21 protein-coding genes and 1 tRNA gene are annotated in these 24,400 nt (G+C 71.2%); 18 read left to right on the plus strand and 4 right to left on the minus strand.

Annotated elements, in window-relative coordinates; translation table 11 throughout:
* Window positions 1-31 precede the first annotated feature (31 nt).
* The 5 genes from IEZ24_RS09555 to IEZ24_RS09575 all read left to right on the plus strand — a co-directional run bounded on the left by IEZ24_RS09555 (window position 32) and on the right by IEZ24_RS09575 (window position 3,464).
* Window positions 32-2,098, plus strand: coding sequence for an ATP-dependent DNA helicase UvrD2 (locus IEZ24_RS09555; RefSeq protein ID WP_129456425.1), 2,067 nt, complete (start codon window positions 32-34; stop codon window positions 2,096-2,098).
* A 121-nt stretch (window positions 2,099-2,219) separates the two neighbouring features.
* On the plus strand, window positions 2,220-2,405 hold the full coding sequence (locus tag IEZ24_RS09560; protein ID WP_129456426.1) for a hypothetical protein: 186 nt from the start codon (window positions 2,220-2,222) through the stop codon (window positions 2,403-2,405).
* 121 nt (window positions 2,406-2,526) lie between these two features.
* On the plus strand, window positions 2,527-2,877 hold the full coding sequence (locus IEZ24_RS09565; protein ID WP_129456427.1) for a WhiB family transcriptional regulator: 351 nt from the start codon (window positions 2,527-2,529) through the stop codon (window positions 2,875-2,877).
* An 80-nt stretch (window positions 2,878-2,957) separates the two neighbouring features.
* Entirely contained in the window at window positions 2,958-3,152 is a 195-nt protein-coding gene (locus IEZ24_RS09570; protein WP_129456428.1) for a hypothetical protein, read from the plus strand.
* Window positions 3,153-3,296: 144 nt separating this feature from the next.
* Window positions 3,297-3,464 (plus strand): hypothetical protein, encoded by a 168-nt coding sequence (locus IEZ24_RS09575; protein ID WP_165356168.1) that lies wholly within the window; start codon window positions 3,297-3,299, stop codon window positions 3,462-3,464.
* 7 nt (window positions 3,465-3,471) lie between these two features.
* Here IEZ24_RS09575 and IEZ24_RS09580 read toward each other — a convergent pair whose 3' ends face one another.
* Both IEZ24_RS09580 and IEZ24_RS09585 read right to left on the minus strand, forming a co-directional pair.
* Window positions 3,472-3,987 carry a hypothetical protein gene (locus IEZ24_RS09580; RefSeq protein ID WP_129456429.1) on the minus strand — a complete coding sequence of 172 codons (516 nt, stop codon included), beginning with the start codon at window positions 3,985-3,987 and terminating at the stop codon, window positions 3,472-3,474.
* Window positions 3,988-4,101: 114 nt separating this feature from the next.
* Window positions 4,102-4,260: a DUF5679 domain-containing protein gene (locus IEZ24_RS09585; RefSeq protein WP_090969683.1), complete on the minus strand. Its 159-nt coding sequence runs from the start codon at window positions 4,258-4,260 to the stop codon at window positions 4,102-4,104.
* 191 nt (window positions 4,261-4,451) lie between these two features.
* Here IEZ24_RS09585 and IEZ24_RS09590 point away from each other — a divergent pair, with 191 nt between their 5' ends.
* The 4 genes from IEZ24_RS09590 (at window position 4,452) to IEZ24_RS09605 (ending at window position 10,989) form a co-directional block, all read left to right on the plus strand.
* Entirely contained in the window at window positions 4,452-5,306 is an 855-nt protein-coding gene (locus IEZ24_RS09590; RefSeq protein ID WP_129456430.1) for an enoyl-CoA hydratase/isomerase family protein, read from the plus strand.
* Between the two features lie 282 nt (window positions 5,307-5,588).
* Window positions 5,589-6,650, plus strand: coding sequence for a PHP domain-containing protein (locus IEZ24_RS09595; RefSeq protein ID WP_275938095.1), 1,062 nt, complete (start codon window positions 5,589-5,591; stop codon window positions 6,648-6,650).
* A gap of 50 nt (window positions 6,651-6,700) precedes the next feature.
* Window positions 6,701-7,240 (plus strand): M48 metallopeptidase family protein, encoded by a 540-nt coding sequence (locus IEZ24_RS09600; protein WP_129456431.1) that lies wholly within the window; start codon window positions 6,701-6,703, stop codon window positions 7,238-7,240.
* A 98-nt stretch (window positions 7,241-7,338) separates the two neighbouring features.
* On the plus strand, window positions 7,339-10,989 hold the full coding sequence (locus IEZ24_RS09605) for a M6 family metalloprotease domain-containing protein (protein ID WP_129456432.1): 3,651 nt from the start codon (window positions 7,339-7,341) through the stop codon (window positions 10,987-10,989).
* Between the two features lie 11 nt (window positions 10,990-11,000).
* Here the strand turns inward: IEZ24_RS09605 and IEZ24_RS09610 are convergent, their stop codons facing one another.
* Window positions 11,001-11,561: an NUDIX hydrolase gene (locus IEZ24_RS09610; protein WP_129456433.1), complete on the minus strand. Its 561-nt coding sequence runs from the start codon at window positions 11,559-11,561 to the stop codon at window positions 11,001-11,003.
* On the minus strand, window positions 11,558-12,889 hold the full coding sequence (locus tag IEZ24_RS09615; protein WP_129456434.1) for a zinc-dependent metalloprotease: 1,332 nt from the start codon (window positions 12,887-12,889) through the stop codon (window positions 11,558-11,560). Before IEZ24_RS09615 ends, IEZ24_RS09610 begins: the two co-directional genes overlap by 4 nt.
* A gap of 60 nt (window positions 12,890-12,949) precedes the next feature.
* On the opposite strand from IEZ24_RS09615, the gene IEZ24_RS09620 reads away from it, so the two are divergent.
* The 9 genes from IEZ24_RS09620 (at window position 12,950) to IEZ24_RS09660 (ending at window position 24,394) form a co-directional block, all read left to right on the plus strand.
* Window positions 12,950-13,411, plus strand: coding sequence for a molybdenum cofactor biosynthesis protein MoaE (locus IEZ24_RS09620; RefSeq protein ID WP_129456435.1), 462 nt, complete (start codon window positions 12,950-12,952; stop codon window positions 13,409-13,411).
* 42 nt (window positions 13,412-13,453) lie between these two features.
* Complete coding sequence (locus IEZ24_RS09625) at window positions 13,454-13,714, plus strand: hypothetical protein (protein WP_242498576.1); 261 nt, start codon at window positions 13,454-13,456, stop codon at window positions 13,712-13,714.
* Between the two features lie 69 nt (window positions 13,715-13,783).
* Window positions 13,784-14,836 (plus strand): YlbL family protein, encoded by a 1,053-nt coding sequence (locus IEZ24_RS09630; protein WP_129456437.1) that lies wholly within the window; start codon window positions 13,784-13,786, stop codon window positions 14,834-14,836.
* Window positions 14,833-15,480, plus strand: coding sequence for a PPA1309 family protein (locus tag IEZ24_RS09635; RefSeq protein WP_224745075.1), 648 nt, complete (start codon window positions 14,833-14,835; stop codon window positions 15,478-15,480). The genes IEZ24_RS09630 and IEZ24_RS09635 overlap by 4 nt, the downstream gene beginning before the upstream one ends.
* On the plus strand, window positions 15,477-18,497 hold the full coding sequence (locus tag IEZ24_RS09640; protein WP_129456438.1) for a UPF0182 family membrane protein: 3,021 nt from the start codon (window positions 15,477-15,479) through the stop codon (window positions 18,495-18,497). Before IEZ24_RS09635 ends, IEZ24_RS09640 begins: the two co-directional genes overlap by 4 nt.
* A gap of 143 nt (window positions 18,498-18,640) precedes the next feature.
* Window positions 18,641-18,714: transfer RNA gene (locus tag IEZ24_RS09645), tRNA-Met, on the plus strand.
* Between the two features lie 314 nt (window positions 18,715-19,028).
* Window positions 19,029-19,433 carry a hypothetical protein gene (locus IEZ24_RS09650; RefSeq protein ID WP_129456439.1) on the plus strand — a complete coding sequence of 135 codons (405 nt, stop codon included), beginning with the start codon at window positions 19,029-19,031 and terminating at the stop codon, window positions 19,431-19,433.
* Complete coding sequence (locus tag IEZ24_RS09655; RefSeq protein WP_129456440.1) at window positions 19,430-21,790, plus strand: hypothetical protein; 2,361 nt, start codon at window positions 19,430-19,432, stop codon at window positions 21,788-21,790. Before IEZ24_RS09650 ends, IEZ24_RS09655 begins: the two co-directional genes overlap by 4 nt.
* A 177-nt stretch (window positions 21,791-21,967) precedes the next feature.
* Window positions 21,968-24,394: a heavy metal translocating P-type ATPase gene (locus IEZ24_RS09660; RefSeq protein ID WP_224745076.1), complete on the plus strand. Its 2,427-nt coding sequence runs from the start codon at window positions 21,968-21,970 to the stop codon at window positions 24,392-24,394.
* The last annotated feature ends 6 nt before the right edge of the window (window positions 24,395-24,400 follow it).

Consider the following 24,400-nt stretch of genomic DNA (forward strand, 5'->3'; position numbering starts at 1 on the left):
TCTCAACCACGATCCCCCAGGAGTTGTTCCGTTGCTCGAAGCGCTGGACCCCGAGCAGCGACAGGTCGCCGAGGCGCTCCGCGGACCGGTGCGCGTCCTGGCGGGCGCGGGCACCGGCAAGACCCGCGCCATCACGCACCGCATCGCCCACGGGGTGGCGCAGGGCGTCTATGCGCCGACCGAGGTCCTCGCGCTCTCGTTCACGACCCGGGCGGCAGGGGAGATGCGCGAGCGGCTGCGCTCCCTCGGCGCCCCCGGCGTCCAGGCCCGTACGTTCCACTCCGCCGCGCTGCGCCAGCTGCGGTTCTTCTGGCCGCGGGTGCACCAGCGCGAGCTGCCCGAGCTCACCGAGTCCAAGCTCGGCATGCTCGCCCTCGCCGCGCGACGTCAGCGGCTCGGCGTCGACCAGGCCACCCTGCGCGACCTCGCGAGCGAGATCGAGTGGGCCAAGGTCTCCAACGTCAGCCCCGACTCCTACGCCTCGATCGCGCGCACCCGCGGCCGCGCGGTCTCCGGGATGGAGCCCGAGGTCGTGGCCCGCGCCTTCGACGCCTACGAGGAGGTCAAGCGCGGCCAGGGCCGCATGGACATGGAGGACGTGCTGCTCTTCGGCGCCGGCCTCCTCGCCGACAACGAGGCCGTCGCAGCCCAGGTCCGCCGCCAGTACAAGTGGTTCGTCGTCGACGAGTTCCAGGACGTCTCACCGCTCCAGCACGCGCTGCTCGACCTCTGGCTCGGCGGTCGCGACGAGCTGTGCGTCGTCGGCGACCCCGCCCAGACGATCTACTCCTTCGCCGGGGCCGACGCCCGCTACCTGCGCGAGTTCACGCAAGCCTTCCCGACCGCGACCAGCGTCGAGCTCGTCCGCAACTACCGCTCGACCCCCGAGGTCGTCGCAGCGGCCAACCAGCTGCTCGCCGGCACCCCCAGCAAGGGCGTCGACCTCGTCGCCCAGCGTCCCTCCGGCGCCCGGATCAGCTGGCGCGAGGCCCCCGACGAGGTCGCGGAGGCGGACGCCGTCGCCGAGCGGGTGGCCGCGCTGCGCGCCTCCGGCACCCCCGCGAGCCGGATGGCGGTGCTGCTGCGCATCAACGCCCAGTCCGAGCGCTTCGAGGAGGCGCTGGCGGCTCGCGGCCTGCCCTACGTCGTACGCGGCGCCGCACGCTTCTTCGACCGTGCCGAGGTGCGGCAGGCGATCACCCTGGTCCGCGGCGCCGCGCGCAGCGGCGAGGCGTCGGGCGCCGTCGCGGACGCGGTCGTGGCGGTGCTGTCGCAGATGGGCCACTCGACCGATCCCCCGGAGGGCAGGGGAGAGGTCCGCAACCGCTGGGAGTCCCTGCAGGCGCTCGTCGACCTCGCGACCGAGTTCGGCCGCGAGCGACCCGAGGCGGGTGTCGGCGACTTCGTCGACGACCTGGACCGCCGGGCGAGCGAGCAGCACGCGCCCGTGGCCGACGCGGTCACCCTCGCCACCATCCACTCCGCCAAGGGCCTGGAGTGGGACGCCGTCTTCGTCGCCGGCATGCACGAGAAGATGATGCCGATCTCGCAGGCGCAGACGCCGGCCGAGGTCGAGGAGGAGCGGCGCCTGCTCTACGTCGCGATGACCCGGGCCCGCGACGAGCTCGCCGTGTCGTGGGCGACTGCCCGAGAGCCCGGGGGACGGTCCAACCGCGGCCACTCGCCCTTCCTCGCGCCCCTGCTCGACGGGGTGCCCGGGGTCTCCGGGCAGCGCCGCGAGCGCACCCGGCGCAACCGCGCCGCCATGCACTGCCGCGAGTGCGGCGCGGCGCTCTCCACGGCGGTCGAGAAGAAGACCGGCCGGTGCGCCGACTGCCCGGCCTCCTACGACGAGGCTCTCTTCGAGCGGCTGCGCGCGTGGCGGCTCGCCCGCGCCACCGAGGACAGCGTCCCCGCCTTCGTGGTGTTCACCGACGCCACCCTCCAGCTCATCGCCGAGCACGTCCCGAGCGACGAGAAGGGGCTGCGCGCGATCAGCGGTGTGGGTCCCGGCAAGATCGCGAAGTACGGCGACGACGTGCTCGCGCTGGTCGCCGGGGAGGCCGCCGGAGCCGTCTCCGAAAAGAAATCTCGGTAATACCCATAAAATGGTTTGCCCCTGACGTTGTGAGGGGTCTAACGTTCCCCTCACAACAAACCCACGCGCATGGGATCGCTGACGACGATCCGCGCCCGATGCCCCGAAGGAGGTGGCCCCCATGGAGAACTACACGAAGACGATGACGGCTTGGACGCCGTCCTTCGGCATGTCCACGCTCGGCCGCCCCTGCGCGCACACGCGCGCCTTCGGCGCCGGTGTGGTGGCTGTCCAGGGCGACGCCGCCGCCATCGTTCGCATCAAGGGCGATTTCCCGGGTTCTCCCGCCTGGAGTCCGTCGACATAGGTCACGCACCTACATCGGCAGCCTCCAGGCCGCGGAACCCGAACCCCGGGATCCGCGGCCTTTCTGTTTGTCCCAAGCGTCATCAAACCCGCGATCAGGTCAACGAGTAGGAGGTGAACACATGACCATCAGCGTTCTCGACCGCAACCGAGCTGCCGACAAGACCCAGGTGGAGCCCCAGGCCCCGCTCGGAGCACTGCACGACGCAGCTGCCGGAGTGGATGAGGAGTTGCTGCCCTGCCGCGTCAACGACGCAGAGCTGTGGTTTGCCGAGTCCCCCGCGGACGTGGAGCACGCCAAGGCCCTCTGCATCGACTGCCCCGTGCAGGCGCTGTGCCTCGACGGAGCCCTCGAACGGCGTGAGCCGTGGGGAGTCTGGGGAGGCGAGCTCTTCCTCCAGGGCGTGGTGATCCCGCGCAAGCGGCCGCGAGGCCGGCCCCGCAAGTCCGACCAGACCGTCCAGGTCGCCTAGACCGGACTGCAACCAGTCGAACGGGGCCCGCGCAGGCGCCACCGCTCAGTCAACTCCGAGGAAACACAGGAAATACACCGATGAAGACCTACCGAAATGGACGCAACGACATGAATCTCATGCATGAAGAACTCGCTCGCGCGCAAATGACCGCGCGCCTGGGAGAGGCGCACGAACTACGGCGCGGCCACCACCTGGCCATGGCCCGCCGGATGAGCCGCAAGGCCGAGCAGGCCGCGCAGCAGGCGCGTCTCGCCCTCGCTCGCGCGATCTGACCCAACCCCTCGGGGGAGGCTCTCACCCTGATCGCGGGTGAGCACACGACAGTGAGCCGGTACGACGTCTCGACGACGACGTACCGGCTCACTGCCGTGTCCGGGGGAACTGCCGGCGGCCGGCGAGCGGAGTAGCCTCGGGGGGTGAGCGAGCTCGTGACCTGCGACTTCTGCGGCACCCAGGCACCGGAGGACCGGACGCTGACCTGGACCACCGCGATCGAGCGTGGGCGCAGGCAGGTGTTCTGCGACACCTGCTCGCGCGACAACCTGCGCGCCATGGAGGGCAAGCTCGACAGCGAGTGGTGGTGACCCCGGCTCAGGCGGTCTCGAACCATGCGCACCCGCAGTAGGGGTGCCGCTCCCACCGGCGGGCGGTCGGCAGGGGATCGTGGTCGTGGCGCCACGACATGAGCCAGGAGTGCGGCGGCTCGCCGCGCGCCCAGGCGCCCAGGTCGCGGGCCGCTGCGCCCGCTGCCAGCGCCAGCAGCGCCCGCGGGGGCTCGTCCTGGCGGGCCGACGGCTCCGCGTCCAGGACCGCCGCGGCGACGCAGCGCGCGCACGGGCCCACGCCCGGCAGGGACCACGGTCCGACCTCGACGGCGTAGGGCTGCACGGCGAGCAGCAGGTGGGGGAGCGAGGCGACGCTCCAGTCGTCCATGACGGGGGAGACCAACCGCCCGGGGCTGACGGCGACCCCGACCGGGGCCGCGTCGTCGACGACGACTCCCGCCGCTGCGAACGTCGTGACGACGGCGCCCCGCCATGCGTCCGGGCAGTCGAGCTGGGCCCGGAGCGGGGCACGGTGGGAGGCGGCGTACGGGGGACCGGTCACGCGTCCGACGCTGCCACGGGCGGTGCCGCGGAGGAGCGTCGTCCACAGGGGAAATGCGAGCGGCGGCGCCACCCGGGTGGGTGACGCCGCCGCTCGGTGCTCACGGGGTGGGGCTCACGCCTTGCCGAGGATGCGGTTCAGGTTGGTACCACAGACCGGGCAGACGCCCTTGGCCATCTTGGTGCCCTTGTCGTTGACCTTGATCTCGCCCTCCGCCTCGCGCTTCTCCTTGCACTTGACGCAGTAGAACTCGCCGCTCCAGGTCTCCGCCATGACGGCCTCCTTGCTTGTTTCTTCGTGGTCGTCGCGACGGGGTAGTCGAAGGGGAAGCCCGCCGGGGAACCTGACCTGCGCCAGTGCTCCATCCGCGACCCTACGCCACGCTCGGCCCACGCTCACGCACCACACGCGCTGAGCGTGAAACCGGCTGATTCCACGCTCAGCCGCATCAGTACCCTCGGGCCATGTCCGACCACACCCCAGACCACGTCCCGGGCCCTGCCCGAGACCTTCCCCGAGACCTCCCCCGAGACCTCGCGCACCTCCGTCTCGAGCGCCCGTCCGAGGGGGTCGTGCTGCTGACGCTCGACAACCCCGGGATGCGCAACGCGATGAGCGATGAGATGACCGCGTCGTGGGTCGAAGCCGTCGACGAGCTGGCCGCCGACCGCTCGGTGCGCGCCGTCGTCGTGACCGGCGAGGGGAGCGCCTTCTGCTCCGGGGGCAACACCTCGTGGATCGCCAGCGAGCCCGACGCGAGCGTCGACCACCTGCGCTCGCGGATGCTGCCGTTCTACCGCGCCTGGCTCTCGATCCGGCGTCTGGAGGTGCCGACGATCGCGGCCGTCAACGGGCCCGCCATCGGAGCGGGCCTGTGCCTGGCCCTCGCGTGCGACATCCGGTACGCCGCGGCCGGTGCGAAGCTCGGCCTGCCGTTCAACAAGCTCGGCATGCACGCCGGCATGGCCGGGACCTGGCTGCTGCCCAACGTGGTCGGCCCCGCGCACGCCCGCGACCTGCTGCTCACCGGGCGCGTGGTGGAGGCCGACGAGGCCCTGCGCCTGGGACTCGTCTCGCGCGTCCTCGACCCCGAGGGGTTCCTCGACGAGGTGCTCGGGACCGCGGCCGGCATCGCGGCGACCGCGCCGATCGCGGCCCGCCTCACCAAGGTCGCCCTGGCGGACGGCGGTCACGCCGACTTCGAGTCGGCCCTGCAGTGGGAGGCGCTGGCCCAGCCGATGACGCTCGCCACCGCCGACCTCCAGGAGGGGATCGCCGCCGCCCGCGACAAGCGGCCGCCGCAGTTCCGCGGGGAGTGAGCCCGCGGGAATGAGAAGGGGCCCCGCAGCCTTCGACGCCTGCCTTCCCCTGCTGGTGTCGAGGAGCCGTGGGGCCCTTCTGCCGGGCAACGCTAGGGCCGTCGTCGGGAGCGGTCAACGCATCGACGTCCACGCCTGTGGACAGGCCTGTGGACAGCATGTGCACGCCGCGGCGGTGGTCGTGGAGGGTGACCCCGGGTGTGGGGAGGGTCCTGTGGGCGACACGCCCGGACGCGGCGACGTACTGTGCGGGTGACCAGCGGGTTCGACGACCCTCAGGCTGTGGAGGAGAAGAAGTTGGGTGAGGAGTCGGCATCCGCGGCGCGCGGACCGGTCGCCACGCTGCGGCGCATCGCGTTCCTGATGGAGCGCCAGCGCGAGGAGACCCGCCGGATCGAGGCGTTCCGCAACGCCGCACGCACCATCCTGCCGCTGCCCGAGGACGAGGTACGCCGCCGCGCGGAGGCCGGCACGCTGACCGAGCTGCCCGGCATCGGGCCCAGCACCGCCTCCGTGATCACCGACGCGTGCAACGGCGTCGTCCCGGACCGCCTGGTCAGGCTCGAGAAGACGTCCGGCCCGCTCGCCCACGGCGGCGAGCAGCTCCGGTCGCTGCTGCGCGGCGACCTCCACTCGCACTCCGACTGGTCCGACGGCGGCTCGCCGCTGGAGGAGATGGCGATGACCGCCATGGAGGTCGGCCACGACTACCTCGTGCTGACCGACCACAGCCCGCGGCTGCGGGTGGCCCACGGCCTGAGCGCCGAGCGGCTGGCCCGCCAGCTCGGGGTCGTCGAGGCGGTCAACGAGCACCTCGGGGGCTCCTTCACCCTGCTCAAGGGGATCGAGGTCGACATCCTCGACGACGGCTCGCTCGACCAGACCCCGGAGATGCTCGGCAGGCTCGACGTCCGGGTGGCCTCCGTGCACTCCAAGCTCAAGATGGACGAGGCGCCGATGACGAGGCGGATGGTCGCCGCGGTGCGCAACCCGCACACCAACGTGCTCGGCCACTGCACGGGCCGCCTCGTCACGGGCAATCGGGGCACCCGCCCGCCGAGCCGCTTCGACGCCAGGGCGGTCTTCACGGCGTGCGCCGAGGAGGGCGTCGCGGTGGAGATCAATTCGCGTCCGGAGCGGCGCGACCCACCCAGCCGGCTGCTCGAGCTCGCCCGCGACCTCGGCTGCCTGTTCTCCATCGACTCCGACGCCCATGCGCCGGGGCAGCTCGACATGCTCGACCACGGCGCCGCGCGCGCGACCGAGGCGGGCATCGACCCCGACCGGATCGTCAACACGTGGGAGCGGGACCGCCTGCTGGAGTGGGCCTCGGCCCGGCTGTGACCCGCGCGTCACCGGTGCCGCCGTCGGTGGGGGCGGCTAGGTTCGAGGACATGAGCACGCCGGCCGTCCCGCCCGAGGTCGAGGTGCGCCGCTCGCGCCGCCGCCGGCGTACGGTCTCGGCCTATCGCGACGGCGACCGGATCGTGGTGCTCATCCCCGCCACGATGAGCAAGCGCGACGAGGCGACCTGGGTCGCCGACATGGTCGCCCGCGTCCAGCGGCAGGAGAAGCGCAAGCTGCGCTCCGACGACGACCTGGTGGCCCGCGCCGCCAAGCTCAACGACCTCTACTTCGGCGGGCTGGCGGTGCCGGCGTCGGTGCGCTGGGTGACCAACCAGAACGCCCGCTGGGGGTCCTGCACGCCCGGCGACCGCACCATCCGGCTCAGCGACCGGCTGCAGCAGGTGCCGGGCTGGGTCGTCGACTACGTCCTCGTCCACGAGCTCGCCCACCTGCTGGAGGCCGGGCACACCCCCGCGTTCTGGGCGTGGGTCGACCGCTACCCCAGGGCGGAGAAGGCCAAGGGCTACCTCGAGGGATACTCCGCCGGCGCCCGTCTCGAGCCGCCGCCCGGCGTCGAGTCCGACTGACCGCGGCCGAGGCGGTGCCGGAGCCGATCCTCCCCCAACACGGGGTAGGTTCTGGTGGACGGCGACCCGCGCGGGTCCCGGACTCGGACCATGGGTCCATGCCCCCGTATGTCGCCAGCCGCCACCGGCCGTGGGCCCTCGCGGCCATCATGTTGATCGCCGCCGCAGGCATGGCAGCTGTCGTGCTGCTCGCCGCGCCCTCGCAGGCCGTCCCGGCGCACCCGGAAGCAGTCACCCTCACTCAGCCGGACGGGGAGAGGTTCACGGCGCGGCTCTTCGGCGACGAGTGGTACAACGGCCACGAGACCGTGGACGGCCACACCATCCTTCGGGGCGAACGGGGCGTGTGGCGTTACGCCCGCCAGGACACGCGCGGTGAGCTGCGCGCGTCGGAGCTCGTCGTCGGACGTGACGAGCCGGTGATGCGCAAGCACCTGCGCGACCGCGTGCTGACTGCCCGAGCAGAGCGGCACCGGAAGTCCGCCATCCGCGAGGTGCGCATCGCCGAGGGCGTCGGCGGCCCAGCGGCGTCACCCTCGATCGGACAGGACAGGTCCCTCGTGATCCTGGCCAGCTTCAACGACCAGGGCAACCTCGGCACCACAGCAGCTCAGTGGAGCAGCGCGTACTTCAACCCCACCAAGAGCGTCTCCCAGTACTTCGCCGCCAACTCGGGTGGTCAGTTCGGCCTCGTCCCGGCCGCCGAGAGCCACGGCACGGTCAACGACGGGGTCGTCGGCTGGGTCAACGTGGGGATCAACCACCCGAACAACTCCATCTCCGACGTCAGCAACCGGCTCGCCACCCGGGCCGCCATTCTCGCCGCCGACCCCTACGTCAACTACGCGGCGTACGACACCAACGGCGACGGCGTCGTCCGCAACACGGAGCTGCACGTGACGGTCATCGCTGCCGGCCAGGAGGCCTCGTGCTGCGCCGGTTACGGCGGGGCCCGGTCCCTGTGGGGTCACCACTGGGTGCTGCAGGGGACGGAGATCCCCACCGTCGACGGCAAGTCGGTCGGCGGCTGGGGCTACACCCAGTTCGGCGAGATGCACGGCGGTCACATGGCGACCATGGGGATCATGGTCCACGAGATCGGCCACGACCTCGGCCTCCCCGACCTCTACGACATCGACCGCAGCTCCAGCGGCGTCGGCACGTGGAGCGCGATGGGTGGAGGATCGTGGGGCTACGTGCCAGGTGTCGACCCCTACGAGGGCATGACCCCGCCCTTGATGGATGCCTGGTCACGCTCGTTCAAGGGGTGGATCACCCCGACGGTCATCACGGGAACGCAGACCACCACCCTGGACGCCGCCACGACCGGCACCGCCGGCGTGGCCGTGCAGATGCTCCCCAATCCCAACGGCCCGCACGACTGGAGCTGGCAGGGCACCGGAAAGGGTGAGTACTTCCTGGTCGAGAACCGCCAAAGGACCGGGTACGACGCCTCGCTGCCAGGCGCCGGCGTGGTCGTCTGGCACATCGACGAGTCGAGGGGCAACAACGCGAACGACGTGGCCAGGCTGGTCGACATCGAAGAGGCTGACGGCGTCATGACGGGACGTGGAGATGCCGGGGACACCTTCAGGGCAGGAGGAGCCACCGCGTTCAACGGGGCCACGACCCCGGACAGCAACCTGAACAGCGGCGCACCGAGCGGTGTCTCCATGAGCGGAGTGAGCGCGAGCAGCGTCTCCATGTCGGCAACCTTCACCGCCCCCGGCGGCTCCTCGGCGCCCGTCAACGACCACTTCGCCAACGCCACCGCTGTGAGCTCGCGCGTCTTCGACGCCACCGTCAACAACACTGGAGCGACAGCGGAGGTCGGCGAGTTCTCCCAAGCCGGCTGCCCGATCGGTCGCACCGTCTGGTACCGCTACACGCCGGCCCGCGACGTCCGGGTCACTGCCGACACGTCCGGCAGCGGGATCGACACCGTCCTCAGCGTGTGGCGAGGCACGTCGCTGGCGAACCTGACGGCCCACAGCTGCAACGACGACGTCTCAGCAGGCACCGAGACCACGTCGCGCGTGCCCGAGTTCGTCGCCCAGGCCGGACAGACCTACTACTTCCAGGTAGGGGGCTACTACGACAGCGGTGCCAACACCGTGGCCGTGGGCAACATCCACACCCACGTGCGGGTCCGCCCGCTCAACGACGACTTCGCCCAGGCCACGACCCTCGCCGGGACTGGCGGGGTGGCCGAGGCCGACAACCAGAATGCCTCCAAGGAGCCGGGAGAGCCGGCGGTCACCGGCAACGCCGGCGGAGGTTCGGTCTGGTGGAGCTGGACCGCTCCGAGCTCGGGGCAGGTGGTCGTCGACACCCAGGGCAGCGGCGCGCAGGTCGACACCCTGCTCGGTGTGTATACCGGGGCATCGGTCAACGGGTTGAGCCTGGTGGCGGAGAACGACGACATCGACACGACGAACAACCGGTGGAGCAGGGTGGCGTTCAACGCGGTGGCCGGGTCGACCTATCGGATCGCGGTCGACACCTACGACAACGCGACACCGGGCGAGCTGAAGGTCAGCTGGAGCCTGGGGGCGTCCTCGACACCGGGTGCGCCGACGAACGTCATGGCCAGCGCGGGGGATGCGAGTGCCGTCGTGTCGTGGTCACCCGGAGCGGACAACGGGTCGCCGATCACCGGGTACATCGTGACCGCGAGCCCCGGCGGCGTCACCAGGAACCTCGGGGCGGGCGCGACCAGCACGACGATCGGCGGACTGACCAACGGAACCGCCTACACGTTCACGGTCCGTGCGACCAACGCGCTCGGGACGGGCCCGGCCAGCGCACCATCGTCGGCCGTGGTGCCAGCAGGCCTGCCGACCGCACCGACCGGGGTGACGGCGTCCCCCGGTGACCTGTCCGCGACCGTGTCGTGGTCGGCCTCGCACCCCAACGGGTCGCCGATCACCGGCTATCGCGTCACCGCGAACCCGGGAGGAGTCACCAAGAACATCGGGGCGGCGGCGACCAGCACGACGATCGGCGGACTGACCAACGGAACCGCCTACACGTTCACGGTCCGTGCGACCAACGCGGTAGGGGACGGTCCGCCGAGCACACCGTCGAACCAGGTCGTCCCAGCGGCGGTGGTCGTCCCGACGGACCTTGCGGTGTCGATGTCGCTCGTGAACCGACCGCAGCAGACGGGGTTCGCCTATCGGGTGCGCGTCGAGCGCACCGGCGCGACCACAGGGACGGCGGTCGAGGTGGCTGTGACGCTCCCGGTGAGCGTGGTCCTCGAGTCGCGTGCCGGCTGTGGTGGCGGCAAGGTGCTGGTCTGCGACCTCGGGGTGGTCGCGAGCGGCACCGCCGCGGTCCTCGAGCTCAGAGTTCGGCCGCTCTCGCCCGGACCGCACGAGGCATCGGTGTCGGTCGCGGCTCCTGACGGCAGTCCGGGCAACAACAGCGCGTCCGCGCGGGCCGGGATCGAGTTCGTCTGCGACAACGTCCCTACGGCCGCCAAGGACAAGGTCACGGGCACGGCAGGCGACGACGTCCTGTGTGGCCTCGGTGGAGGCGACACCATCTCCGGCCGCGGGGGCGACGACCTGCTCTTCGGGGGAGGGGGCGACGACAAGCTCGACGGCGGAACGGGCAAGGACTGGCTCTACGGCCATCAGGGGAGGGACCGACTCGTGGGCGGGCCCGGTCGCGACCGCCTCGACGGCGGGCCCAAGCGCGACACCTGCTGGGAGAGGTCGGACAAGCGGGTGTCCTGCGAGCTCTGACCCGACTGCAGTCAGGCCCGCGTGCGGCTCCGCACCCGCGCCACCGCGGCGTCTATGAGGACGTACATGTCGTCGAAGGTCGCCGGCAGCGCGTCGACGGGCCACCAGCGCACGTCGTGGGACTCGTCGCTCGTCGTGTGGGTGGTGTCGGGCTCGGCGGTGGCGAGGAAGCGTACGTCGAGGTGGTGGACCGTGCCGCGGTCGGAGCAGAAGTCCACGGCGTGCTCGTCGAGCGACAGGGGCTCCTCGTCGAAGTCGAACGACGTCAGGCCCGACTCCTCGACGAGCTCGCGTCGTGCCCCCGCGGCCAGCGACGGGTCGCCGGGCTCGAGGTGGCCGCCGAAGGCCAGCCAGGCGTCGGCCTTGCGGTGGTGGTTGAGGAGCACCGAGCGTGCGTCGGTCGAGACGACGATCGCACCGGCCGTGAGGTGGTCGGGGAAGCACGCCTTGGCCAGGCCGTCCGGGTGCGCGGCGAGGTGGGCGACGTAGCGGTCGCGGAGCGCGGCCTGCTGAGGCGTCGGGGCGGCCCAGCCCGACAGCGTGGCGACCGCGCTCGCGTGGAGCTCGCTCACTCCTCGGGGCGCGGGTCGGAGCCGCCGTCGAGCAGGTCGCGCAGGCCCGCGTCGAACTCCTCCTCCGACAGCTCCTCGGGTGAGACCGAGTCCTCGCGGAAGCCCAGCGGGTCGTCGAGGTCGGCGGCGGTCGGGAGCAGGTGCGGCGACATCCACACGCCGTCGCGTGCCTCGGTGCCCTGGCGGGTGCGCAGCGAGCCCCACAGGGTGGCGGCGTCGCGCAGTCGCCGCGGCCGCAGCTCGAGTCCGACCAGCGTGGCGAAGGTCTGCTCGGCCGGGCCGCCCGCCGCGCGCCGGCGGCGTACGGTCTCCTGCAGCTTGGCCGCGGCGGGCATCCGCTCGGCGGTGGCCTGGCTGACCACCTCGTCGACCCAGCCCTCGACGAGCGCCAGCGTGACCTCGAGCTTCTCCAGCGCGGCCTTCTGCGCGGCGGAGGGCTCGGGGTCGAAGAGACCGCCGGCGAGGGCGTCCTGCATCGCGGCCGGGTTGGTCATGTCGACCTCGCGCAGCTTGGACTCCATGCCGGAGGTGTCGAAGTCCATTCCCGCGCCGTACTCGGCGACCGCCCCGATGAGGTGGTCGCGCAGCCACGGCACACCTGCGAAGAGGCGCTGGTGGGCGGCCTCGCGCAGCGCGAGGTAGAGGAGCACGTCGTCGGTGGACACGTCGGGGAGCTCGTCGGCGAAGGCGGTGACGTTGGTGGGCAGCAGCGCCGCCTTGCCGATCGGGCCGAGCGGCAGGCCGATGTCGGAGGCGCTGAGCACGTCACCGGCGAGCGCGCCGAGGCCGCTGCCCACCTGCGAGGCGACCATCGCGCCGCTGGCCTTGCCGAGCATCGCCATCAGCGGGCCGGCGAGCTGCCGCATCTCCTCGGGCATCGCCTGGCCGAGGGCGTCGGTGGCGGACCCGGCGATCGGTTCGACGAGGACCTTCCAGACCGGGATGGTCTCCACGATCCACTCCGCGCGGGACCACGCGGCGGTGGTCGTCACGCCGGAGGGGAACTCGGTGGTGGTGTCGAGCCAGTGGTCGGCGAGGCGTACGGCGTCGGCGACCGCGCTCGACTGCGCCGGGCTGACGGCCGGGTCGGGCTCCTGCGCGGCGGCGCGGCGGGCCAGGTCGGTCACGGTGTCCCAGTTGACGGGCCCGTCGTGGGGCGCGAACAGCGACTGCATCTGCGCCATCAGCGCGTTGAGGTCGGGCATGCCGCCGCCGGCACCGAACCCGCCCATCTGGGAGAAGATCTGCTCGAAGGGCGTGCCCTTGAAGGGGTTGTTGTCATCCGGACCCTGACCGGACTGTCCGGGGCCTCCGGGGGTGTCACTCATGCCACCAACGGTACTCAGTGCGCCCAGCACCGGCACCCCTGCTCTCCTAGACTCGTCGGTGTGACCGATCCCGTCCCCGACTCCTCGTCCGAGCCCGCCCCGGATCCCGTACGCCTCGTCGACATCCGGGACACCCCGCTCGACGTCACCGAGGTCGTCGACGCGCTCGGTGACGACGGTGCCGGCGGCCTCACCCTGTTCATCGGCCAGGTCCGCGACCACGACGGCGGCAAGGGCGTGACCGCGCTGGACTACTCCGCCCACCCGACCGCGCTCGCGCGCCTCGAGGACGTCTGCCGGCGCGTGGCCGAGGAGCACGACGTACGCGGGGTGGCGGCGGTGCACCGCGTCGGCGAGCTGCGCATCGGTGACCTCGCGGTGGTCGTCGCGACGACGGCCGCGCACCGCGGTGACGCGTTCGCCGCCTCCCGCGCGCTGATCGACACGCTCAAGGCCGAGGTGCCCATCTGGAAGCACCAGGTCTTCGACGACCGGACCGAGGAGTGGGTCGGCACGCCGTAGGGCCTCCCCGCTCCGGCTCGCATGGGCGCCTACGCTCGCCGGGTGGAGATCCTGCTCTGGCTCGTCCCCTCGGCCGTCGTCACGGCAGCGGCGATGGTGTGGGTGTCGTGGGCCGGTCGCGACGGTCGCGGCGAGGTCGACCGCGACGTCGCCGTCCAGCGCCTCGGCAAGGCCCTCGACAAGGACCTGCCGGCCGGCACGCGGCGTACGGCTCCTCCGGTCCGCGACCGCAGCACGGGCATCGCCGTACGCCCCAGCCACGGCGCCGGTGCCGACCGCGGCGCGTCGCGTCGCGCCGGCTGAGGACCCGGACCACCGGTCGGGGGTCGGCTGGGTGCCGGCGAGTTGCCGTCGTTTGAGAGAGTTGCGCCCATGAGTCAGCGGACCAGGGCGGGGTTGCTCGCACTGTGCCTGCTGGCAGCGCTGTGGGCCGCCGCCGTGTTCGTGCCGCTGCCCTACGTGACCTACTACCCCGGACCGACCGTCGACATCCTCGCCGAGTCGGACGAGGGCGAGATCGTCCAGGTCACCGGCCGCGAGGCCTTCCACGACGACGGCGAGCTGCGGATGACGACCGTCTACGTCAGCACGCCGCAGGAGGACGTCACCCTCCCCGAGCTGCTGAGGGCCTACTTCGACCCCGACGCGGCCGTGTGGCCGCGCTCGTCGATCTACGCGCCCGACGAGACCGACGAGTCCAGCGACCGCGAGTCCGAGGCCGCGATGGTCTCCTCGCAGGACACCGCCGTGGCGGCCGCCCTGACCGAGCTCGGCGAGGAGGTCGATCCGGTCGTGGAGGTCGTCAGCGTCACGCCCGGCCTCCCGGCCGACGGCCGGCTCGAGGTGCGCGACCGGCTGCTCCGGGTCGGCGACGTCGAGATCACCGACGCCCAGGACGTCGTCGACGCCGTGGACGCGGCCGGCGAGGGCGAGGCGCTCACCTTCCTCGTACGCCGCGGCAAGAAGGACCTGACGGTCGAGATCACGCCCGAGGAGGTCGACGGGGACCTCCGCATCGGCATCTCCCCGGGGATCGGCTTCGACTTCCCCTTCCGGGTCAGCGTCGACATCGCCGACAACATCGGCGGCCCGAGCGCCGGGCTGATGATGGCGCTGGCCATCTACGACACGCTGACGCCCGGGTCGATCACGGGCGGCGCCGACATCGCCGGCACCGGCACGATCACCCCGGCCGGCGAGGTCGGTCCCATCGGCGGCATCCAGCAGAAGATCGCCGCCGCGCGCGACGCCGGCGCCGGGCTCTTCTTCGTGCCCGCCGACAACTGCGACGGCATCGGGGGAGTGGACCCCGGAGACATGCGACTGGCCAAGGCCACCACGATGCACCGTGCCGTCGAGACCCTGGCCGACTGGGTCGCCGACCCCGACACCGAGCTCCCCACCTGTGAGGACACCGCGTCATGACCGAGCTGCCCGACCAGCCACTGCCCGACCAGCCACTGCCAGACCAGCCGCTGCCCGACCAGCCGCTGCCCGACCAGCCACTGCCCGAGGACCCCGCCCTGGCCGCGGCCGTCCTCGAGATCGAGGCGCACGTGGCGCAGGACGGGTGGGACCAGCCGGCCCGCCTCTACGCCCTCGTCGACACGGCGACCCTCGTCGCGCAGGAGCCGGCGCTCGCGGCGGCGATGTCGATCGACGGCCCCGGTGACGAGGGGTCGTTCACGCCGATCGAGCAGGACGGGCTGCCCCCCGGCCAGGCCCTCGAGGAGGCGCTCCACACCATCGCCTGGCCCGACAGCGTCTCCGGCTGCGCGGCCGTCATCGAGCGGCTGGTGCTGCCGCCCGGCACCGACGACGACATCCCCGACGACCCGACCGCCGCCGAGCTCTATGCCCGCGAGCACCCCGACCGGCAGGAGGTCCGGATGGTCGCCGGCGCGACCCGCGCCGGGGCGTCCTACTGCGCCCTGCGGCTGCGCGCCCACGACGACGAGCAGTCGGTGGTCAACGGCACCGAGCTGGTCCCCGGCCTGCTCGAGCTCCTCCACGCCACGTTGCACGACACCCAGACCAGCCCCGACGAGAACCCCTTGAGCAGGCCATGAGCAATCCCTTCGATCGACCCAGCGGACCCGACGGACCGAGCGGTCCCCAGCGCCCCGGCGGTCCCGGTGGCCCCGGCGGGGCCGGCGGGGCCGGCGGCGCCCGACCGGTCGTTGCCTCGCGCCGCCCTGGCGCGCTGGTCATCACCGCGATCATCCTGGTGGTCGCCTTCATGCTCCTCAGCGGGTTCGCGTCCTTCTGGACCGAGCGCCTGTGGTTCGGCTCCGTGGGCTACCAGGAGGTCTTCACCACGCTGCTCCTGACGCGCATCGGCCTGTTCCTGGTCTTCGCCGGCCTGATGGCCGCCACGGTCGCGACGTCGATGGCGCTGGCCTACCGCTTCCGGCCGGTGCTGTGGCCCGGCATGCCCGGGATGCCCGACGACGGGATGGACCGCTACCGCGAGCTCCTCGCTCCCCGCATGGGATGGGTCATCGCGGGCGCCTCGCTGCTCATGGGCCTGTTCGCCGGCGCGTCGGCGTCGGGCCAGTGGCGCAGCTACTCCCTGTGGCGCCACTCGGAGTCCTTCGGCACCACCGACCGGTACTTCGAGATGGATGCCGGGTTCTACGTCTTCGAGCTGCCGTTCTGGCACTACATCGTCGACTACGTCATGGCGCTCGCGGTGGTCGGCCTCATCGCCTCGATCCTGATGCACTACCTCTTCGGCGGGATCCGGCTCTCGGCGCGCCCCGGTGAGCGCCTCACCAGCGCCGCCCAGATCCAGGTCTCGGCGCTGCTGGCGGTCTTCGTGCTCGCGAAGGCCGTCGACTACTGGCTCGACCGCTTCGACCTGGTCACCAACTCCGGCTCGATCTTCACCGGCATGGGCTACACCGACGAGAAGGCGGTGCTCCCGGCCAAGGAGATCCTCGCCGGAATCGCGATCGTGTGCGCCCTGCTCTTCCTCGCCAACATCTGGCGCCGGACGTGGCTGCTGCCGTCGGTGGGCGTCGCGCTCTTCGCGCTCTCGGCGATCATCCTCGGCCTGATCGTGCCGACCGTCGTCCAGGCGATCCGCGTCAACCCCAACGTGCCGGACCGCGAGGGCCCCTACATCAAGGCCAACATCGACGCGACGCGTGCGGCCTACCAGCTCGACCAGATCGACGTCCGCAACGTCGGTGGCACGGCCGTCACCGACGACGGTCGGCTCGAGGCGCTCGACGGGATGACTGACGGCATCCCACTGGTCGACCCGCAGATCGTCAGCGAGATCTTCGAGCAGCAGCAGCAGGTCCGTGCCTACTACTCGGTGCCCAACGTGCTCGACGTCGACCGCTACGAGATCGACGGCAAGGACCGCGCCGTGGTGCTCGGCGTGCGCGAGCTCGACCAGAGCGGTCTCGCGGAGAACGACCAGAACTGGTCCAACCTCCACACCGCCTACACGCACGGCAACGGCGTGATCGCGGCCTTCGCCAACCAGCGTCCCGAGGACGACTCGACCCAGCAGACCGGCATCCAGTGGGCCGAGGGCGCGGAGGCCGACGAGGACACCCTGTCCCGTCTCGCCGGCGAGGACGGCTACGAGACGAGGGTCTACTTCGGCGAGCAGAGCCCGTCCTACAGCATCGTCGGCCTCGACCCCGACGGCGGACCCGTGGAGTTCGACCTGCCGCGGGGCGACCGCAGCGAGGAGGACGTGGCCACGACGTACGACGGCGAGGCGGGCGTGCCGATCGGCAACGTCTTCACGCAGCTGCTCTACGCCGTGCGCTTCGGCGAGCCCAACCTGCTCCTGTCGAGCCGCGTGCACGAGAACTCCAAGATCCTCTACGACCGCAACCCGCGCCAGATGGTGGAGAAGGTCGCACCGTGGCTGACCGTCGACTCCGACCCCTACCCCGCGGTGGTCGACGGCCGGATCCAGTGGATCCTCGACGGCTACACCGTCACCGACAAGTACCCCCTCTCGCAGCGCGAGTCGCTCGAGGAGATGACGGACGACTCCTTGCAGGAGAACACCGGTTTCCAGACGCTGCCGACCGACGAGATCAACTACCTCCGCAACTCGGTGAAGGCGACGGTCGACGCCTACGACGGCACCGTCTCCCTCTACGAGTGGGACGAGGAGGACCCCATCCTGAAGGCGTGGACGAAGGTCTTCCCCGACGTCGTGCAGCCGAAGGCGGACATCCCCGAGGCGCTCGCGGAGCACCTGCGCTACCCCGAGGACCTGTTCAAGGCCCAGCGATTCCAGTTCCAGCGCTACCACGAGACCTCGGCGTCGGCCTGGTTCGAGGGATCGAGCCGCTGGGAGGTGCCGAGCGACCCGCAGCGCACCACGCGGCTCCAGCCGCCCTACCGCCTCTTCACCGACACCGGTGATGGCGAGACGTGGTCGCTGACGTCGGTCTACGTGCCGCGCGACAAGGAGAACAACCTGGCGGCCTACATGGCGGTCAACAGCGACGCGACGAGTCCCGACTACGGCAAGGTCTCGGTGCTCGAGCTGCCCAACGAGCCCACAGGTGGTCCGCTGCAGATCGCCAACACGTTCGCCACCAACGAGGACGTCAGCCAGGCGCTGCTGCCGTACACGACGGGTGACGCGGACCGGGTGCCGGGCAACCTGCTGACGGTGCCGATCGGCGACTCGTTCATGTACGTCCAGCCGGTCTACACACGCCGCGCGGGCGAGTCGAACTTCCCGATCCTGCGCTTCGTGCTGGTGTCCTACGAGAACCGCGTCGGCATCGGCACCACGCTGGTGGGCGCGATCGAGGACGCGCTGACCTCAGACGGGTCGACCGACGGCTCGGGCGAGACGCCGACCGAGGAGCCGACCGCGGAACCCACGGAGGAGCCGACCGAGGAGCCGACCGAGGAGCCGACGAACACCCCGGGGGAGAGCCCCGGTGGCGGTGACGCCGACGTCGCCGAGCTGCTCCGCCAGGCCGAGGCCAAGTTCGCCGAGGCCGACGAGGCCCAGCAGGCCGGCGACACGGTGCGCTGGGCTCGCCTGATGGAGGAGGGTCGCGAGCTCGTCGAACAGGCGGTGCGCCAGCTCGGCTGACAACGGCTCCACCACGAGCCGCGGCCGTACGACGCACCGGGACCGTCCGGAGGCGTCGTACGGCCGCAGCTCTTCCGCAACGGGGCTGCCGGGCACCCCGATTTGGCTCGTCCCAGCCACCCCTGTAATGTTCTGTTCACCGACGCGGGGTGGAGCAGCTCGGTAGCTCGCTGGGCTCATAACCCAGAGGTCGCAGGTTCAAATCCTGCCCCCGCTACTCAAGAATCAAAAGATTCGCACCTTGGCCCCCACATCTTGTGGGGGCCAAGCGCATTTCAGCCCACATCTAGTGGCCCGATGCGCCTATCCGGGGTCGATTGTCGGCTTGATTGTTTCTCGAATGACCTAGGTGACCCTGGTCGCACCAGGTGCATCCCCCGTTCGATCCACGCGTGTACTGCACCGCCTTGCGTCCCCGATCGAGGGCGATCGGGGGCATCCGGGGGCGTCGAGGGACGACTCCTGAAGAAAGTTGAGCCCGGCTGGTGGCGGGGATTGCCGGACCCTGATCGCCTCGGACGGTCCTGCGACATGACCCCCATGACGCCCGGCGACACGCCGGCCACCTACAGCCCCGACACCACCCTCACCCTCAGCGAGATCGCCGACCTCACCGGCCGCGACCTCAAGACCATCAAGACCTGGAACGACTCCGGCAAGGGCCGCTGGCCCAACGCCACCCAGGACGAAACCGGCCGCAAGACCTGGCGCGTCCCGGTACGCGACCTCGTCGCCACCGACGTCCTCGACGCCTCCCAGATCGAGCAGGTCGCGAACGAGCTCGCCGCCCGGCGCGAGTCCAAGGAGACCAAGGCCCTCCGCGAGCAGGTCATCCGCCTCGAGGAGAAGCTCACCGCCGCGGCGGCCCTCGCCGATGAGCGCGCCAACACCATCGCCCTCCTCAAGAGCCTGGTCCGCAAGGGCGGTGCAGCATGAGCCGCAAGCTGACCGGTTCCAAGAAGCAGACCGACGGCGGCTGGACCGCCAGCCTCCCGATTCGCCGCGGCGCCACCAAGCGCCGGACCTACACCTTCACCACCGAAGAGGCCGTCGACCGCTGGATCGCCGCCGGCATCGCCGCCATCGAGAGCGACACCGACCTCCCCACCCCCGGGGCCGAGGGACGCGTCGCGAACAAGCGCACCCAGAAGACCGGGACCGACTTCCGCGCCATGGCCGACCGGTGGCACGCCGAGCGCTACGAGGAGCTGCGGCGCGGCAAGCACGACCGCGCCACCTCGACCCTCGGCCACATCAAGCGCATCGCCGCCTTCATGAACGAGCGCGGCCTCGTGCTCGAGACCATGGTGCGTGACGAGGTGAAGGCGTTGCAGGCGACCCTCACCCGGTCGAACACCGACATCACGGTCCGCGTCCCGGACGGCGTCGACCCGACCCAGCTGGTCACCATGGCCGAGGCCCTCGAGCTCCCCAAGATGGCATCCAAGTCGACGCTGAAGCGCCGCAAGGCCGAAGGCAAGCTCGTTCCCGTCGACCCGTCTTCCGCGGTGCACCGCTTCCTCGTCTCCGATCTCTACAACGAGGACATCCTCGGCCCCGGCGGCGAGCTCCGCCGAGGACCGCGCACCAACGGCAGCCTCTCCCAGGACGTCGCCAAGGACGTCATGTGGGCCTTCGAGGAAATCTGCAAGTACGCCCTGGACCACGGCGTCGACGTCCCGCAGGACCGCAGCAGCCTCGCCATGCACATCACCGACAAGGCGCCCAGCGCTGAGCGCCAGCCCGTCAGTCTCACGCGCTGCGCCGACATCGCCTCGCGGTTGCACGTCGTGCACCAGCTCGCCCTGTGGGTCATGCGCATCCTCGGGCTGCGCATCAGCGAGGCCTACGGCATCCGCGTCTACGACGTGCTCGACCAGGGGCCGGGCCAGTACGGCGCCGTCGCGGTCAAGACGCAGGGCGGCAAGAAGTTCACCCAGATCGCCCCGGACGGCACCAAGGTCACCAGCGACGACAAGGACGAGCTCAAGACCAAGAACTCCAAGCGCGCGCTCGTCGTCCCGCCCGCCCTCATGGACTTCATCCGCCTCGTCGTCGCTGTCTTCCACACCGACGCCGACGGCGTGATCCGCCAGGACGCTCGCCTCATCCCCGGCCTCAACCGCCGAGACGCCGGCGGCCAGGCTGCCTTCCGCACCGCCCTGGCGGATGCTGCCGAGGCCGCCCGCGTCGACTGCACGCCTGAGGAGGAGGTGATCGACGAGGTCTTCTCCTGCACGCCCCACGACATGCGACGGACCATCCTGTCCGACCTCGATCGCCTCAAGGTGAAGGGCACCCACACGCGGCGATTCGCCGGCCACCTCGCCGGCACCGCCGTCCTCCACCGCAGCTACCTCCTCGACGACCCGAAGCTCCGCCCCGCGCGGAAGATCGCCGTCCTCATCCAGAAGGAGCTCACCACCAACCTCCCGGTCGGACTCGTCATCCCCACCACCGTCCGCTGCACCACCGGCAACCAGAAGTTCCTCGCGTTGGACGGTCCGCGCATCGACGCCGAGCTCGCCGAGCGTGGCTCCCTCGTCCTCACGACGGACGAGGGCGGGGAGCCGCTCCTCGGGACCGTCGAGGCTGCCGATCTCTGGGACGTCACGCCCAAGACGGCGCGTCTCTGGATGGCCGAGGGTCGAGTGCCGTCAGTCCCGTGCGGCGGTCGTGGCAAGGGGCAGGAGCGGCGGGTGCGTCTCTGCGACGCCATGGCACTGCGCCAGCGGCTCAGCACCCAGATCACGCTCGTCCGGCTCGCCGATGAGGTCCAGACGACCTACCACACCGTTTACCAGTTCGTCCGCGCGAAGGGGCTCGAGCTCGAGGCCTGGGGCGAGCGCGACTTCATCGTCCCGCCCGCAACTGCCGCCCTCCTGCGCGAGCACTACGCACACCAGGCAGAACTGCACCGCCGCGCCGTGCCCTACTCCAAGGCAGCGAAGGAGCTCGGTACGACGGTGGCTGCGGTCGAGCACCTCGTGGAGGACGGGACGTTGGACAAGGACGAGCGCGCCTACGACGGTCGTCGCATGGTCACCCGCGAGAGCCTCGCCGGGGCCACCCAGCAGCCGGTTCGCCGTCCCACTCCGACGGTCCGCGACGACCTGATGACGTGGGCCGAGGTGTCGGCCGCAACCGGACTGGCGAGCGCGGACATCGACGCACTCGTTGCTGACGGAATGCTGGTGCGCGTGCAGCACCAGCGGCGACGCCACGTGACTCGGGTCAGCGTGCTGAGGTATCTCGCCGAGCACGACCCGTCACGCCTCGCGCTGGCCGTCTGACGGGTCCAAGCTCGATACCCCTCCCTCCACGCGACCGATGAGGCGGTCCGGCTCGCGTGGAGGTCGTGGGTGCCGCCGTCAGCGTGACTCTTTGCTGCGCAGGGCGTGGCCAACGGCACCCGGAACAAGGTGCCTACGACCCTTGACTACATACCCCCTAGGGGTATGGTTGAGGACATGAACGCGCACGTGCACGAACCGGACACCGCTACGACGCACCAGATCACGGACCCGGTGTGCGGAATGAGCGTCGACCCGACCGCGACAGAGCACACGCTCACGCACGACGGACGGGAGTTCTACTTCTGCTCGGCGAGCTGCAAGGACAAGTTCCAGGCCACGCCCGACCGGTACGCAAGCCACGACCAGCACGACCACGCCGGGAACGCTCACGATCGCGGCGGACACGCTGCGACGGCCAGCGGCACTGCCCCACCCACGCCCGGCGACGGGGAGGCTGTGGAGTACACGTGCCCGATGCACCCCGAGATCCGTCGACCCGGCCCCGGGGCGTGCCCCATCTGCGGCATGGCGCTCGAGCCGGTCGTGGTCACGGTCGACTCCGGCCCGTCGCCGGAGCTGCGCGACATGACCCGCCGCTTCTGGTTCGGCGTCGCGCTCTCCATCCCCGTCGTCATCCTCGGCATGGGCCGCGACCTCGTCGAACCGCTGCACGACGCCGTGTCCGCCACGACGTCCGCGTGGATCCAACTCGTCCTGGCCACACCGGTGGTCCTGTGGGCCGGGTGGCCGTTCTTCACCCGCGGCTGGGCGTCGGTACGCACCATGAGGCTGAACATGTTCACGCTCATCGCGATGGGCACCGGCGTCGCCTGGCTGTTCTCCGTCGTCGCAACGTTGGCCCCGGGCATCTTCCCCGCGGCGTTCCGCGAAGACGGCGCAGTCGACGTGTACTTCGAGGCGGCCGCCGTCATCACCACCCTCGTCCTCCTGGGTCAGGTGCTGGAGCTTCGCGCCCGTGAGGCGACCTCTGGTGCCATCAAGGCGCTTCTCGACCTGTCCCCGAAGACCGCCAGGCGGGTGCGTGACGACGGCACAGAGGAGGAGGTCACTCTCGACCAGGTTCAGCTCGGCGACCTGCTCCGCGTCCGCCCCGGCGAGAAAGTTCCCGTCGACGGCGTCGTCGAGGAAGGGAAGTCCGCGGTCGACGAGTCGCTGGTCACTGGCGAGTCCATGCCCGTGACGAAGGAGCCGGGCGACAACGCGATCGGCGGCACCCTCAACTCCACCGGGGCGCTCCTCGTGCGCGCCAGCGCGGTCGGTCGAGACACCATGCTCGCCCGCATCGTGCAGATGGTCGCTGAAGCGCAGCGCTCCCGTGCGCCCATCCAGCGCACCGTCGACAAGGTGTCCGCGGTGTTCGTGCCGGCCGTCATCGGCATCGCCGTGCTCGCGTTCATCATCTGGGCCCTCGTGGGCCCCGACCCGAAGCTCGCCCACGCGCTGGTCGTCGCGGTCAGCGTCCTCATCATCGCCTGCCCGTGTGCGCTCGGCCTGGCCACGCCCATGTCCATCATGGTCGGGGTCGGCCGGGGCGCCCAGATGGGTGTCCTCATCAAGAACGCCGAGGCGCTCGAGCGGATGGAGAAGGTCGACACAGTCGTCGTCGACAAGACCGGGACGCTTACCGAGGGCAAGCCGGCGGTCGTCGCGGTCGAACTCGCAGACGGGTTCAGCAACCTGAGCGCCGCGGAGCTGCTGCGGCTCGCAGCCGCGGTGGAGAACGCCTCTGAGCACCCGCTCGCGCGTGCCATCGTCGACAAGGCCCAGGCCGACAGTGCCGGCGGCTCGAGGGCGAGCGGGGCGCGGCTGCCCGAGGTGGCTGACTTCGACGCCCCGGCCGGCAAGGGCGTCCTCGGGACCGTCGAGGGCCGCAAGGTACTCATCGGCACCGCGGGGTTCCTCACCAGTCAGGGCATCGACCCCGCAGGACTGGCCGAGACGGCGGACCGGCTGCGCCGTACGGGGGCGACCGCGGTTCTCGTCGCCGTCGACGGCACCCCCGCGGGTGTCATCGGCATCGCCGACCAGGTCAAGGAGACGACCCCGGCTGCTCTGGCGGCGCTGCGCAAGGAGGGCATCGAGGTCATCATGCTCACCGGCGACAACCAGGTCACCGCTCAGGCTGTCGCCGCCGAGCTCGGCATCGACCGAGTCGAAGCCGAGGTGCTGCCCGACCACAAGGCCGACGTCGTCAACAAGCTCCGTGCTGAGGGCCGCGTGGTCGCGTTCGCCGGCGATGGCGTCAACGACGCTCCGGCGTTGGCCGCTGCGGATGTGGGCCTGGCGATGGGCACCGGCACGGACGTCGCGATGGAGTCTGCCGGCGTCACGCTGCTGCGCGGCGACCTCAACGGCATCGCCCACGCCCGCCAGCTCTCCCACGCCGTCATGGGGAACGTTCGTATCGGAATTCTCGCCGCCTTCGGCTACAACACCGTCGGCATCCCCATCGCCGCCGGTGTGCTCTACCCGGTGTTCGGGTGGCTGCTGTCGCCGGTCATCGCCGCGGCCGCGATGGCGTTGTCGTCGGTCAGCGTCATCATCAACGCGCTCCGGCTGCGGACCCAGAAACTGGCGTGAGACCAG

Origin of the sequence: Nocardioides ganghwensis, assembly GCF_014779655.1 — a bacterium.
Taxonomy (GTDB): Bacteria; Actinomycetota; Actinomycetes; order Propionibacteriales; family Nocardioidaceae; genus Nocardioides; species Nocardioides ganghwensis.